This window comes from Actinomycetota bacterium (assembly GCA_035765775.1).
GTDB lineage: Bacteria > Actinomycetota > CADDZG01 > JAHWKV01 > JAOPZY01 > DASTWV01.
The window spans coordinates 35867-48661 of the sequence record DASTWV010000035.1; the positions used below are offsets into that span (position 1 = coordinate 35867).

Here is a 12795-nt window from a genome sequence, read left to right on the forward strand (position 1 = left end):
GCACCAGAGCCCTGTTGGGCCTGCAGCCCCCTGACGTCGGCTCATCTCCTACGCCCGCCTTAGACCGCCCGGGATAAACCGAACCTACTGCGGCGGCTGCACGACGGCCACCCACCGGACGGAGCCAGGACGATAATGAGCCAGCAGGCCCACCGGCGCCTCCGGGTGCCCGAGATCACCGCCTTCTTCTGGATCATCAAGGGGCTTTCCACTGCCCTGGGCGAGTCCACCTCCGACTACCTCGTCCACGCCATGGCCCCCGTCCTGGCGGTGCTGCTGGGCTTCGCCGCCTTCTGCTTCGCTCTCGCCCGGCAGTTCCGCACCCGGGGCTACCAGGCCTGGAACTACTGGTTGGCCGTGGTCATGGTGGGCATCTTCGGCACCATGGCGGCCGATGTCCTCCACGTGGGCTTCCATGTCCCCTACGTCGCCTCGACCATCCTCTACGGCCTCAGCCTCGCCGCGGTGTTCATCACCTGGGACCGGACCGAGCACACCCTCTCGATCCACAGCATCGACCGCCCCTCCCGGGAGCTCTTCTACTGGGCGGCGGTGTGCGCCACGTTCGCCCTCGGCACGGCGACCGGCGACCTGACGGCGTTCAGCCTCCACCTCGGCTATGTCCGGTCGGCGCTGGCGTTCGCCGTGCTGATCGCCATCCCCGCCATCGGGTACGCCCGCTTCCGGCGGGGCGCCACCTTCTCGTTCTGGTTCGCCTACGTGGTCACCCGGCCACTCGGCGCCTCGGTGGCCGACTGGCTGGGCAAGCCCACGTCGACCGGCGGGCTGGGCCTCGGTGCCGGCCGGGTCAGCCTCGTCCTGGCCGCCCTGATCGTAATCCTGGTGGCCTACCTGGCCGCCACCGGGCGGGACGTGCAGCGGCCCCAGGCGCAGGAGGCGTGGTAGCGCGGACCCGCCCCGGCACCCCCGGGATGCGGGAGACAAAATGGCCCGACGGGTGCAACATGGGTGCCGCCATGGCAGAGGGGAGTGACGATCGCTACGACCACGACGGGGAGTCGATCGGCCCCATCGCCCATGGCCAGCTCTGCTACCTCCAGATCCCGGCCCTCGACGTCGCCCGGTCGGCGGGCTTCTACCGGGCGGTCTTCAGCTGGCACGTCTCGCCGCCCGACACCGGCTTCGAGGCCCCCGGCATCATCGGGCAGTGGGTGACCGACCGGCCGCCCTCCCCGGCGGCCGGCCCGCTGGGATGGATCTTCGTCGCCGGCATGGACCCCGCCCTGCGTGCCGTCGAGGACCACGGCGGGACGGTGGTCTCGCCGCCCGAGCCTGACGGACCGGTGCGGTGGCTCGCCACCGTCGCCGACCCCGCGGGCAACGTCGTTGGCATCGTGTCGCACGGAACGCGCTGAGCCCTGCGGGCGCCCATGACGAGATCCCGGATGGCCACCCTGCTGGTGCTCGCCCTGATGCTGGCGGGGTGCGGCGGTGCTGCGCGCCGTACCGCGCCTCGCCCCAAGGCGCCGCCGCCGTCCCCCACCCCCGCCACACCGGTCCTCGCCGGACCCGGGTGCGGCGCCGGCGCCCGGTCCGGGTCGACCACCCTGGCGCTGATGGTGGACGGAGTCAGCCGCACGGTCATTGTCCATGTGCCCGAGGAGTACACCGGTATGGCCCCGGTTCCCCTGGTGCTCAACCTGCACGGCAGCAACGGCACCGCCGCCGGCCAGGAGGTGCTCTCCGGGATGGACGTCACCGCCAACGACCAAAACTTCCTGATCGCCTACCCGCAGGCCGCCCTCCCGGCGGGGCAGGGCTATGACTGGAACGTGCCCGGCGTGCCGCTCTACGGCACCCACCAGGTCCCCCGCAGCGCGCCCAGTGACGTCGATTTCCTCACCGGCCTCGTCCGTATCCTCGGCGGCCGCTACTGCATCGACGCCCGGCGGGTGTACGCCGCCGGGTTCTCCGGGGGAGCCCGCATGGTGAGCTCGCTGGCCTGCGAATCGTCGGCGACCTTCGCCGCCATCGCCGCAGTGAGCGGGCTGCGCCGCCCCTTCCCATGCCCGACGACCCGGGCCGTGCCGGTCATCTCGTTCCATGGCACCGCCGACCCCGTCAACCCGTACCTCGGCCACGGGCAGCCCAGCTGGACCTACTCGGTGACCCAGGCGGCCGAGGACTGGGGCGGCCAGGACGGTTGCCGGATGCCTGGGACCCGCTCTCGGCCGATGCCCGACCTCAGCCTCATCCGTTACTCCGGTTGCTCCGACGGGGCGATGGTCGAGCTGTTCACCCTCAACGGCGAGGGTCACGAATGGCCCGCCGGGCCGCTGATGCCCCGGTCCTGGACCAACTCGCTGGGGCCCCAGTCGAATGCTGTCAACGCCAACGACGCCATGTGGGCCTTCTTTATGGCCCATCCCCTGCCCAATGTGGCGGCCTTCACCGAAGCCGGGCCGTGCGGCCCCACACCCGGCTCACCCGGGGCTGCTCAGAAGATCCGGCACTCCACGACGAACGGCCCGGAGGACTGCGCGCCAGCCCCCACCACCTGAAGGCCTGCCCGGGCGGCCAGGTTCCGGAACTCGGCCAGGGTGTTGTGCGTGGCGCCCAGCAGAACCATCTCGATGGACAGGCCGCGGGGCGCGTCATCGGGCACGACGCCGCCCGTCACCACCACCCGACCGTCCGGCCCGCCCGCCGCGGCACAGCTTTGCAGGATCCGGACCGTTTCGGCGTCCGGCCAGTCGTTCAGCACCTTGCGCAGCAGGTAGACATCGGCTCCGGGGGGCAGGCGGTCGAAGAAGCTCTGGCCGCATACGGCCACCCGGCCGGCGAGCGCGGGATCCCGCAGGGCATCGGAGGCCCGGGCGACCGTCCCGGGGAGATCGACCAGCGTCCCGTGCAGGTGCGGGTGGGCGCGCAGCAGCGCCGCCAGGAAGCTCCCGGTGCCGCCCCCGACGTCGATCACGCTCCGCACGGCCTCCCAGCCGCCCGCGATGGCAACGTCGGCGCTCGGCTCCCCGTGGCCCGACGGCCCCATGAGGGCGTCGAAGCTGGCCGCCACGGTCGGGTGGGCGGCGAGATCCTCCCAGAACGGGAGCCCGAACGCCTCCCGGTAGCCGGGCTGGCCGGTCCGCACGTAGGTCAGCAACGTGCCCCAGGCCCCGGCCATGCGCCCCCCGATGCCGTTGAGGTCGAGGAAAGGGGACTGCGCCTGCAGCTCGCGGGCGGCGGCGTTGCGGGCGAAGCATCCGGGTTCGGGCTCCAGGAAGATGCCTGCGCCCACCAGGTGGCCCAGCACCGCATGCAGCGCCCGGGGATCGCACCCGGCGGCGGCCGCCAGGTCCTCCACCGGCACCGGCCCGGCGTCCTCCCGGCAGGCGATGTGGTCGGCGATCCGCAGGGTTGCCGCCACGTGGATGCACCACGGCGTGCACAGGTCCGTCAGCCGGCGCAGGTCAACCGCCGGCTGGGCGGGCTCCGTCACGGGCGGTGATGACCCACCGGCGGGATGCACCACAGGGTATAGCGCGTCGTGTAGATGTAGGCCGTGGGTGTCCCCTTCTGGAATTTGCCGTTGATCTGGTGGGTTTCGGTGATGGCGGCGGCACCCGCGACCGTGGCGGTGGCGACCCTCAACCGTGCCCTGCGCTGCCGCATGAACCGCTCCCTGCCCAGCGCCAGCCGGTCGCCAGTAGATACCGACAAAAGATCCTTGAACTATTCGAGGATACCAATGTCCGGGTCCCTGGGCGGCCGATAACGGGCCAGTCGGCCAAAAAATACGCTGAAAGTTCCCGGTCCGTTTACGCCTTGTTCATGCCGGAGGAAACCACCTCAGCCTACGTGCGTGACCTTAAACGTGACGACCGCGATGCCGACGGGCAGCGGACCCACGACCTTCTTGAATGCGGCGGGGGAGAGGTCGAGGCCGCGGTCCGGGGTCAGGTAGGGGCCGTGGTCCTCGATCAGGAGGGTGGCGGTGCCGGCGGGTCCAGTGACTTGGATCGTCGTCCCGCACGGCAGGGACTTGTCGGCGGCCCACATGACCAAGCCGGTGGGCAGGGCATGCCGGGCACCGTTCTGGAAGCAGGCGATGGGCCGCCCCGGATACCACGAGGCGATGGTGCTGCCCGGTCCCAGCGGGATATGTTTCCCGCTCAGGTCCGTAGCTTCGGGGGTTTCGTTACCCGTCAATGCCTTCGGGATGGCAATCAGCGGCGAGATCGACGGGGCGGGGCGCGGGCTGGAGGCATCCGCCAGCTGGACCGCGGGCCCTGCTGCCCCCAGGGCACCAGCAGGTGGTCCCCGCTCGTCCCGGCGGGTGCTCCGGTTCGCCTGCAGGGCAGGCAGCAGGACGAGCGGCACGACAATCAGCGCGAGCAGACCAGCGGAGGCGAGGATGATTCGGTGCAGATGAAGGGGAACCCGGCGGCGTGGCTTCGACCCGTGCAGAACTGGCGATGATCCCAGCGTTGATGCCCATGGCCGAAGCCGCGTTCCGGCGGCCTTGTGCGCTTGTAGTGAGTGCCGCGCAGGTGGATTGCGCTCGTGCATTGGCTGGGTTCGCTGTCCCCTTGACCAAGGCGCTGACCGGGGTGCTGACCTCGGTCCAGACGGGGGCGCGTTGAAGCCACCAAAGGGTCCTGCCATTTACCCTCCCTGCTCGTGGCACGTCTGCCCGGGAGCCGGCGGCCGTCATCGCAGACCGCCCCACCTGCTCCCCACTGGGGGCGCGAAAACACGCCCCAGACCGTGCCTGTCCGATGCGCCAGACGCCCATCTCGGGGCCGTTCCCCCACAACGGTCGGCCCTGGGCAAGCCCGGCAATCCCTCTCCCGCCGCCTGCGCGCCCGGCGCGCCAGCGCGATGTGCAGCATCCGCAGTGCCTGTTGCTCGCCTCACCCCCCCAAGTTCCGGCTGTCGGCTACGGTGGGTGCCGCTCATCTCTGCAGGGTTGGGAGTTTACACATACACGCCTGTCATTCGTCAAACTCAGGTGGAACTCTAGCGAGATGGTTACGGTTTATTAATATGCAGATTGGCTCGAAATCAGGCCGCACGACAGACAAATCTCTCGTGCAAGTCTTCGTTTCGGTATGGTTTCGTGATCTGGAGCCCGCGAGGCATTTAGGGCGCCGGTTATCAGTCGAATGGCACCAAGCTGGCCCGACGAAACCGACAAAGACCCTCCCTCGAGGCGCACCTTCATCCACAGCATGTGGACAACTGGGTGAGTGTTCAGCCGAAGGTCAGGGAGCCGTCGCCTGGCGTTCACAATCTCGTCACAAACGGCAGGGGCGGGCGGAGCGTGTCCAGTTGGGGCCGGGTCCGGGCTCCGACGCGTTCGGGGTCCACGCATGCCGGCCCCTCGGCTGAAGTGGGGGACTTCTGTCCCGGCCAGCGGTTCAAATGTCCCCCGGATGATGTGCGCGGCGTAGCCCCCCTCGAACCCTCCAGCAGCCAGGTGGGCCGCATGCGGCATCGCGCCGGTGCCCGGTGCAGCTCCCCGGCGGCCCGCAAGCGGGGAGGATTCCCGGCGCCCGATGCGGGGATGGGAGGCGGCCATGACGGCGCACGGATGGCTCTCCCTATACTTCGCCTGTGAGCCCCGCCATCACGCCCCAGGATTCGGTCCGGGAGGCCCACGCCCTCATGGGCGCCATCGACGCCGCCGCCCGGGAGCGGGACTGGCGGGCAGTGGCCAATGCCTGCCAGGACGCCATCGCACACCCGTGCTCCCCACACGCCTTCTACCTGCCCGACCTCTGGACCGGCCTCGCCGAGGCCTTCGCCCTGCAGGAGCGCTACGACGACGCCATCGGTGCCCTGGAGCACGCCATGGCCGCCGGGCACCGGGCATGGCCCCATCCCGACGCCGATGTCGCCCGCCTCCACCTGATGGCCGGCCGGCGGGAGCAGGCCGACGCCCTGTTCGCCTCACTCCGCGACCGGACCCCGGATGACCCCTGGCTCTTCCGCTCGGCCGGCGACGGCTACCTCTCGGTGGGTGACTACGGCGCTGCCCTGCAGTGGTTCAGCGACGGGGTGGAGGTGGCCATGGCCGCCGGCGACCCCGAGGGCTTGGTCCGGGCGTTGCAGGAGGGCCGCCGGGAGGCACTGAAGCACATGGACGCCAGTGGCGGGGACCTCGACGAGCGGGTCGATGCCTTCCTGCGCACCTGGGAGCCGCCGCCGCCCGGCAGCTGGCAACTCCCCGAGTGGCCCGAGGACCTTGCCACCGAGCCACCGCCCCCCGGCCCGTGCCTGCACTGCGGTTGGCGCCCGCCGCCCACCGCCGAGGAGATGGAGGACGCGCCCGGGGCCCGGGTTCCCACCGCCGGGTCGGTCTCGATGGGCGTCGCCTGGTTCACCGCTGAGGAATGGCCCCGGGCCACCGCCCAGTGGCCATCGCTCCTGGAGGACATGCCCGCCGACCACACCGCCTACCTGCGCGAGATCGAGTCCCGGGTCTCCCAGGTGGCCACCGGACTCGGCGCCCGGCTGATCATGGTGCCACTCTCGATGGGTGGCCTCCTGGCCTACTGTGCCGAGCAGCCTGGCCTCGACCCGGGCAGCGGCCGGGCGCGGGCCGACTACGCCGCCTCACTCCTCGCCGACGGCCACGGCCGGGAGTGGCCTCCGGAGCGCAACGATGTGTGCTGGTGCGGCTCGGGGAAGAAATACAAGGTGTGCTGTGGCTCACCCGTTGCACTTGTCTAGTGGCCCGGACCTAGACTGGGACTGTTAGCGCTGAACTCGTCGTGTACGACCTGGCTGGCCGCCGCGGCCCGTCGATTTGCGATGAGGGCACTTTGCCGCTTTTTGCGTGCCAATCGACCTCAATCCCTGGCCTGGCCGAGAGGCCGCGGCGAGAACCTCCCCTTTAGGATTAGGTAAGCCCCCGCCGCGCCGCCACTGCTGCCCGGAAGGCCGCCGCCCCGGCCGCCCAGGTGCCGTCCAGGTCGGCTCCCGGCCGGCTCCGCCCGTCGATCTCCAGAATCATCAACCCGTGGGCGAAGGCCCACAAGGCCCGGGCGAGGTTCTCCTCACCGGTGACCATCACGAAGGGTTCCGCCGCCCAGTCCTCGAGCCCGGGCCGCAGCAGGTCCCGGGGGAGCTGTCCGGCGGTCGCCAGGCGGTTGAGGTTCGGCTGGGCCCGGCTCAGGGCCCGGTAGCGGGCCAGCAGCCGGGGGATGGCCTCGGACGGCGGGGCCGCCCGCAGCTCGTCGTGCAGGGCACCGCCCATCTCCTCCAGCCCGGCCTCGATGAGCGCCACCTCGATGGCCTGCTTGCCGCGCAGGTGCTTGTAGAGGGAGGGAGCCCGGATCCCGAGCTCCCCGGCCACCCGCCGCATCGTCGGCACGGCCGGCCCTTCGGCCTCCAGTAGCCGGCGGGCGGCGGCCACCACCTCCGCCGCCCGGGGGGTCAGGGTCTCCTGCATCCGTTATTCACCAAGCATTCACTGCGGCCGCTCGAGCACAAACACCGGGTGGCGGGGGGCTATCGCGGCCAGCTGCTCGTCGGTCGAGTCGGCCCCGACGCCGCCGAAGAACACGCCCACCTCGGCCTTCCAGCGCCGCAGGTAAGCCCGCAGCACCCGCACCTTCTCGTCGTCGGCTAGCTCCTGGGCCTGCCGGGCTTCCCGCCGCTTGCCGAGGAGCAGCACCAGACGGCCGCCGTCGGCCCGCACGTTGCGTACCCACTGGGTCTCGCCCCGGGGGGCCACCAGGTACTCCCGTCCGTCGAGCTTCAGGAGGTTCACCGGGGTCCGTCGGGGCTCCCCAGTTGTGCGCCCGCGCACCTCCAGGACCCGGCTGCCCCAGACGCTCAGCCCGAGCCGGGTGGACAGCGCAACGATGCCGTTGAACACGTGCTTGGTGAAGAACCCGGGCTCCTGGTAGTGCACCGGCTCGGTCTGCGCCATGACGGCTCCCCTCGAGAGGCTAACTACGTTAGCCATCACTGTAGGCTAACGACGTTAGCTTGTCAAGCGCCTTCGGGGGGCCGGGGGGGGCCAGGGCCCCCCACTGTGGGCTACCGGACACCCCCGACTGGGACTAGCCCATACGCCAGTTGGTGCCCAGGAAATAGCCCGTTCTAGCCATTGGCCGCCCCCATGCGGGTGCCGATCACATAACTGCAGGAGGACCAGACGCGGCGGGGCCAGCGGCGTCTGGGCGCCTGTGTCTTCGCACAACGACCGGATCAGGTTTCAAGGAGGGGTGAGGATGAGGTTGCGACGGCTCCAACTTCGTAAAAACGACCGGGGGACAGTCGCCCTCGAGTTCGCTCTGATCGTTCCCGTCTTTCTGCTGCTCGTGTACGGGGGCTTGTCCTTCGGCCTGGCGATGGCCGCCAAGGGTGTCATGACCGAGTCCGCCGCCGAGGGTGCCCGCGCCGCGGTGGGTGCGGCGCCGGACGCCAGCGGCAACCAGTGCTTCGGCTACCAGAACACCGCCAAGGCAGCCGCCCAGAACGCGATCAAGTCGATGAGCCAGAACTCCTTCGCGCAGATCACCGCCACCGCGGTGCCGTGCAACGCCAGCTACACCGCCGGCGTCACCGTCACCGTTGCCGTCTCCTTCCCGTACAGCGCCCACCCGAGCATCCCCAATGCTCCCGGGCTCGGGCTCGTCATGCCATCCAGCCTCAACGTGCAGTACTCGGTCGGGGTGTCATGAGCACCCGCATGTCCTGCGCCGGTGCCTGGCTCGCCCGCCGGTTCCGCTACGCACTGCGAGGCCCCGACGGTGAGCGGGGCGTCATTGCCATCCTCGCCGCCATGCTCCTGACCGTGATGATCCTGGGCACCGCATTCGCCGTGGACATCACCGGCCGGGTCATGGAGCTGCGCCGGGACCAGGCGGCCGCCGACCTCGGCGCCCTCGACGCCTCCTGGGGCATCCAGGCCGGCACCTACCAGACCCTTGCCTATGCCAGCGCCCTGCGCAACGGCGTCGACCACACGAAGTCCCGCACCACAGTCAGCGCCCAGCTCGCCACCTACGCCAACGGCAACTGCACCGTCGGCGGGGTGAGCCCGAACGCCGTCCAGGTCGCGGTCACCACCCCCTACGACGACTTCTTCGGTGCGAGCCACTCCGAGTTGACCCGCTACGCGTGCGCCACCAACTCCGGGAAGGCGCAGTTCTCGGTCGGCACCACGCTGGTCGATGTCAACGTCGGCCTGAACGCCCTGGGGACGAGTGGGAGCCTGGGCCTGGTGGGCTACCAGGGCCTGGCGTCGGGCAACATCACACTCGGCGCCCTCGCCACCCAGCTGGGATTCGGGGCGCTCTCGCCCGATCAGGTCCTGGCCCAGAACGTCACCGTGGGCCAGCTCCTCAGTGCCTCCTCCGGCCTGCTCAACGCTTCGGGCAACCCGACGGCGGCAGCGCAGCTCTCGTTGCTCGCCACCGCTGTGAACCTCGCCTCCCACGGGAGCTCCACCGTCAACCTCGGTAAGGTCCTCAACCTCCAGCAGGGCAATGGCGTGGGCCTGGGCACCGGCGTCAACCTGCTGCAGCTGATCGAGGGAGGGGTGCAGCTCGCCAACCAGAATGCTGGGATCGCACTTGGTCTCAACGCCTCTCTGCTTGGGTTGACGAGCATCAGCACCAACGTGACCGCAATCGTTCCCCCCACCATGAGTGCCTACGGCCCCGTGGGCATCTCCGCCACCAACACGCAGGCCACGGTCAGCCTCACCATCGGCTTCAACGTTTCTGTGGGACTCTCGCTCTTCAGCGTCACGCTGCCGATCAACCTGACGCTCGGCGGAGCCACCGGCACCCTGACGGCCATTGATTGCACCAGCGCCAACCCTACGGACATCAAGCTGGGCACCTGGTTCCTGCCGGTCAACACCACGATCAGCGGGGGCACCATCAAGCTCCTGGGCCTGAACGTGGCCACCACGGGCGGGACCGTTGCCATCCCCAACAGCTCGACCTCCGGCACCCAGGTCAACGAGCCCACGAACTTCAACTTCATTCCGCCGGGCAACACGCCGAACCCGTCCCTGCCGACGCCGGTCTCGGTCAGCTCGACGCTGGGGACACCCACTGTGGCGCTGACCATTACACCCCTCGGGCTGCCGATCGCGCTGACCACAGCGGTGCTGGACCCACTGGTGGGCACGCTGGTCAGCAACGTGGTCAACGCCATCGGGCCGGCCCTTGGGGCCTCGATCGGCGCCAACGTCGACACCGCCGACTACCTCGGCAACAAGGCTTCCTGCTCGGCTCCCTCTTTGGTCAAGTAGGAGCGCAGGAAGGGCAACACCTGTCGAGGGGGTGGGGGCCTGGCGGGGTCCCCACCCCCCGACTCCACTCCCGAGCAACCCCGGCGCCTCGGGGCGCTGCGTGTAGCCTGGAGCCATGGCACTGACCCTTATGGCGGTCCACGCCCACCCCGACGATGAGGCCATCGGCACCGGTGGCATCCTCGCCCGGGCGGCGGCCGAGGGGATCCGCACCGTCGTGGTCACCTGCACCAACGGTGAGTACGGCGACGGCCCCGGCGGCGTCAAGCCCGGCCAGGAGGGCCACGACCCCGAGGCGGTCGCCAAGGTGCGCAAGGCCGAGCTTGAAGCCGCCTGCCGGGCACTCAACGTCACCCACCTCGAGATGCTCGGCTACCACGACTCCGGGATGGTGGACTGGGAGTACAAGGCCAACCAGGGGGTCTTCGCCCGGGTCCCCCTGGAGGAGGCCACCCAGCGCCTGGCCGCCCTCTTCGAGCACTACCGCCCCGATGTGGTGGTCACCTATGAGGAGGAGTCCGCCTACGACCACCCTGACCACGTCCAGACCGCCCGGGTGACGCTCGCCACGGCGAAGGCCACCGGGATCCCCCGCAAGCTCTACCTGACGGCGCTGAGCCTCAAGAACTGGCAGAAGCTGGCCACGATGATGCAGGAGCGCGGGATCGAGTCCCCGTTCTCAGACCCCGATCCGGCGTGGGTGGAGCGCCTCCAGGCGAGCGAGGCCAAGATCACGACCGCGGTGGACGTCAAGGCCTACGCCCAGGCCAAGCGGGCAGCCGTCCAGGCCCACGCCAGCCAGATGGACGAGTCGTTCTTCAACAAGCTCCCCCCGGACCTGTTCGACTTCGCTTTCGGCGAGGAGACTTTCATCCGGGCATCGGACACCACTGGGGTCCCCGTGCCCGAGGTCGACCTCTTCGCCGGCCTCCGGTAGGACCCGCCGGTAGGACCCTCCTTCCCAGAGTTTGCCCGTCTCCGGCGGCGGCGCTATCATTCTCCCTATTAAGACGGTACAAAAAAGGGGAGGGTGGTGATGGACGAGCGGCTCCACCAGATCTTCAGCTTCCCGAACCCGGTGAATGAGGTCTCCGCGCGCCTGGTGGCGGGCGGGGTCGTCCTCATGAGCCTCTCGGCCATCGTCTTCGACCAGAAGTGGATCACCCTGGTCATCGCCTACGGATTCATCGCCCGGGTGCTGACCGGGCCTTCATTGAGCCCGCTCGGCCAGCTGGTCACCCGGGTGGTGACACCCCGGCTGCCCTTCGCGGCCAAGCCCGTGCCCGGCCCCCCCAAGCGCTTCGCCCAGGCCATGGGTGTGGGCTTCTCGGTCACGGCCGCCGTCCTGGCGGTCGGCTTCAAGCAGTGGGGAGCCGCCGAAATTGTCCTCGCTCTCCTCATCGGGGCGGCGACCCTGGAGTCCGTCTTCGCCTACTGCATGGGCTGCAAGATCTTCAACCTCTTGATGCGGGCGGGCATCATCCCGACCAGCGTGTGCGAGGAGTGCAACAACCTCGCCCTGCGCGTGCGCCCCACCGCCTGACTCCTTCTTGCGTTTCCCACCCCCCGCGCCGGAAACTCACCCCGGCGGTTGGAGGGATCGCCGCAGGTGTTGGCCGGGGAGGAGGCTGCTGCAATGGCAATGCCGGGGTGGGGCCGCACAGGCCGGGTGGTGCTGGTGGCACTGGGGGTCGCCCTGCTGGCGGCCGGGTGTGGGAAATCGAAGAACAACTCCAACGGACCGACGCCCAGTAGCTCCGAGCCCGCTCCGGCGATCACCGCCTCGGTGCCCGGCCTGACGGCCACCGCTACGCCCTCGCCCACAGCGTCGCCGTCGCCGTCGCCCAGCCCGAAACCGAAGCCGTCACCGACCCATGCCACCCCGTCGGCGACCCCCTCGGTGACACCGACTGTGCAGGTCACGCAGGCAAGCGGCTCGACCATGACGGTGAAGGCCGGGACCGTCCTTAACCTGACTCTGGCGGTCGAGCCCAGCTACGCCTGGCAGGTCACCATCCAGCCCGACGCCTCGGTGCTGGCCGTGTCGGGCACCAGGGTGTTCACGCCGAGCCCGGCCCCGTCGTCCAGCCCCGCCCCGCCGTCGAGCACGGCGACCGCCACGGACTTCCGCCTGACGCTCACCGCTGTCGCCCCCGGGACCACCAGCTTCGCCCTCGAGGAGATGGCGAGCGGCAATCCCCAGGCCTTCCGCATGTACGCCCTGACGGTGGTGGTGACCTCCTCGTGAGATAGTGGTGTCATGCCTATTCACGATTACCTCTGCCAGGACTGCAACCAGCGCTTCGAAGCTCTGACGACCTCCGCCAAGGCGGACCAGGTCGCCTGCCCCAGCTGCACCAGCGCCACCACCCGGCGCCTCATCTCGGTGATCGCCGGCGTCGGCGGGCGGGCGGGGGACAGCTACGGGGCCTACGCAGGATCGACCTCCTCCGGGGGAGGAGGCGGCTGCTGCGGCGGTGCCGGGGGCTGTGCCTGCGGCCACTAGGGATTTCCGCTTCGGCTGGGCGGGTTGAGCTCTGCGTACATGGGGAGCCACA

Annotated in this window: 15 protein-coding genes; 10 read left to right on the forward strand and 5 right to left on the reverse strand. The window is 69.9% G+C overall.

Features of this window, described 5'->3' with window-relative positions:
* Window positions 1-135: 135 nt before the first annotated feature.
* Genes VFW71_07610 through VFW71_07620 form a run of 3 tightly spaced genes read left to right on the forward strand, consistent with a single transcriptional unit; the run spans window position 136 to window position 2522 of the window.
* A complete protein-coding gene (locus VFW71_07610; GenBank protein HEU5002627.1) occupies window positions 136-906 on the forward strand; it encodes a hypothetical protein in 771 nt (256 codons plus the stop codon).
* Window positions 907-965: 59 nt separating this feature from the next.
* On the forward strand, window positions 966-1376 hold the full coding sequence (locus VFW71_07615; GenBank protein ID HEU5002628.1) for a VOC family protein: 411 nt from the start codon (window positions 966-968) through the stop codon (window positions 1374-1376).
* 30 nt (window positions 1377-1406) lie between these two features.
* The gene (locus VFW71_07620) at window positions 1407-2522 is read left to right on the forward strand and encodes a PHB depolymerase family esterase (GenBank protein ID HEU5002629.1); all 1116 of its coding nucleotides are present in this window, start codon (window positions 1407-1409) and stop codon (window positions 2520-2522) included.
* Here the strand turns inward: VFW71_07620 and VFW71_07625 are convergent.
* The 3 genes from VFW71_07625 to VFW71_07635 form a co-directional block, all read right to left on the reverse strand.
* Window positions 2459-3457, reverse strand: coding sequence for a methyltransferase (locus tag VFW71_07625; GenBank protein HEU5002630.1), 999 nt, complete (start codon window positions 3455-3457; stop codon window positions 2459-2461). The two genes, VFW71_07620 and VFW71_07625, sit on opposite strands and share 64 nt — an antisense overlap.
* Window positions 3454-3630, reverse strand: a complete 177-nt coding sequence (locus VFW71_07630; protein HEU5002631.1) for a hypothetical protein — start codon at window positions 3628-3630, stop codon at window positions 3454-3456. Before VFW71_07630 ends, VFW71_07625 begins: the two co-directional genes overlap by 4 nt.
* A 177-nt stretch (window positions 3631-3807) precedes the next feature.
* Window positions 3808-4338 carry a septal ring lytic transglycosylase RlpA family protein gene (locus VFW71_07635; GenBank protein HEU5002632.1) on the reverse strand — a complete coding sequence of 177 codons (531 nt, stop codon included), beginning with the start codon at window positions 4336-4338 and terminating at the stop codon, window positions 3808-3810.
* A 1236-nt stretch (window positions 4339-5574) separates the two neighbouring features.
* Between VFW71_07635 and VFW71_07640 the strand changes: the two genes are divergently transcribed.
* Window positions 5575-6693 (forward strand): SEC-C metal-binding domain-containing protein, encoded by a 1119-nt coding sequence (locus VFW71_07640; protein ID HEU5002633.1) that lies wholly within the window; start codon window positions 5575-5577, stop codon window positions 6691-6693.
* 169 nt (window positions 6694-6862) lie between these two features.
* Here the strand turns inward: VFW71_07640 and VFW71_07645 are convergent, their stop codons facing one another.
* Together VFW71_07645 and VFW71_07650 are read right to left on the reverse strand one after the other, a co-directional pair.
* The gene (locus tag VFW71_07645) at window positions 6863-7414 is read right to left on the reverse strand and encodes a TetR family transcriptional regulator (GenBank protein ID HEU5002634.1); all 552 of its coding nucleotides are present in this window, start codon (window positions 7412-7414) and stop codon (window positions 6863-6865) included.
* Between the two features lie 18 nt (window positions 7415-7432).
* Window positions 7433-7897, reverse strand: a complete 465-nt coding sequence (locus VFW71_07650) for a nitroreductase family deazaflavin-dependent oxidoreductase (protein HEU5002635.1) — start codon at window positions 7895-7897, stop codon at window positions 7433-7435.
* 304 nt (window positions 7898-8201) lie between these two features.
* Here VFW71_07650 and VFW71_07655 point away from each other — a divergent pair, with 304 nt between their 5' ends.
* From VFW71_07655 to VFW71_07680, 6 genes are all read left to right on the forward strand, one after another.
* A complete protein-coding gene (locus VFW71_07655; protein ID HEU5002636.1) occupies window positions 8202-8654 on the forward strand; it encodes a TadE/TadG family type IV pilus assembly protein in 453 nt (150 codons plus the stop codon).
* Window positions 8651-10237 carry a hypothetical protein gene (locus VFW71_07660; protein ID HEU5002637.1) on the forward strand — a complete coding sequence of 529 codons (1587 nt, stop codon included), beginning with the start codon at window positions 8651-8653 and terminating at the stop codon, window positions 10235-10237. The genes VFW71_07655 and VFW71_07660 overlap by 4 nt, the downstream gene beginning before the upstream one ends.
* Window positions 10238-10352: 115 nt before the next feature.
* Window positions 10353-11174 carry a PIG-L family deacetylase gene (locus tag VFW71_07665; GenBank protein ID HEU5002638.1) on the forward strand — a complete coding sequence of 274 codons (822 nt, stop codon included), beginning with the start codon at window positions 10353-10355 and terminating at the stop codon, window positions 11172-11174.
* Between the two features lie 99 nt (window positions 11175-11273).
* Window positions 11274-11780, forward strand: coding sequence for a DUF4395 domain-containing protein (locus VFW71_07670; GenBank protein ID HEU5002639.1), 507 nt, complete (start codon window positions 11274-11276; stop codon window positions 11778-11780).
* Between the two features lie 93 nt (window positions 11781-11873).
* Window positions 11874-12485: a hypothetical protein gene (locus VFW71_07675; GenBank protein HEU5002640.1), complete on the forward strand. Its 612-nt coding sequence runs from the start codon at window positions 11874-11876 to the stop codon at window positions 12483-12485.
* A 12-nt stretch (window positions 12486-12497) separates the two neighbouring features.
* Complete coding sequence (locus VFW71_07680) at window positions 12498-12743, forward strand: zinc ribbon domain-containing protein (GenBank protein ID HEU5002641.1); 246 nt, start codon at window positions 12498-12500, stop codon at window positions 12741-12743.
* Window positions 12744-12795 lie beyond the last annotated feature (52 nt).

Excerpts from the sequence above, each read along its gene's own strand:
- VFW71_07615 (HEU5002628.1), top strand. The coding sequence starts at position 966 with ATGGGTGCCGCCATGGCAGAGGGGAGTGACGATCGCTACGACCACGAC.
- VFW71_07630 (HEU5002631.1), bottom strand. The coding sequence starts at position 3,630 with ATGCGGCAGCGCAGGGCACGGTTGAGGGTCGCCACCGCCACGGTCGCG.
- VFW71_07665 (HEU5002638.1), top strand. The coding sequence starts at position 10,353 with ATGGCACTGACCCTTATGGCGGTCCACGCCCACCCCGACGATGAGGCC.
- VFW71_07610 (HEU5002627.1), top strand. The coding sequence starts at position 136 with ATGAGCCAGCAGGCCCACCGGCGCCTCCGGGTGCCCGAGATCACCGCC.
- VFW71_07680 (HEU5002641.1), top strand. The coding sequence starts at position 12,498 with ATGCCTATTCACGATTACCTCTGCCAGGACTGCAACCAGCGCTTCGAA.
- VFW71_07655 (HEU5002636.1), top strand. The coding sequence starts at position 8,202 with ATGAGGTTGCGACGGCTCCAACTTCGTAAAAACGACCGGGGGACAGTC.
- VFW71_07650 (HEU5002635.1), bottom strand. The coding sequence starts at position 7,897 with ATGGCGCAGACCGAGCCGGTGCACTACCAGGAGCCCGGGTTCTTCACC.
- VFW71_07670 (HEU5002639.1), top strand. The coding sequence starts at position 11,274 with ATGGACGAGCGGCTCCACCAGATCTTCAGCTTCCCGAACCCGGTGAAT.
- VFW71_07675 (HEU5002640.1), top strand. The coding sequence starts at position 11,874 with ATGGCAATGCCGGGGTGGGGCCGCACAGGCCGGGTGGTGCTGGTGGCA.
- VFW71_07620 (HEU5002629.1), top strand. The coding sequence starts at position 1,407 with ATGGCCACCCTGCTGGTGCTCGCCCTGATGCTGGCGGGGTGCGGCGGT.
- VFW71_07660 (HEU5002637.1), top strand. The coding sequence starts at position 8,651 with ATGAGCACCCGCATGTCCTGCGCCGGTGCCTGGCTCGCCCGCCGGTTC.
- VFW71_07645 (HEU5002634.1), bottom strand. The coding sequence starts at position 7,414 with ATGCAGGAGACCCTGACCCCCCGGGCGGCGGAGGTGGTGGCCGCCGCC.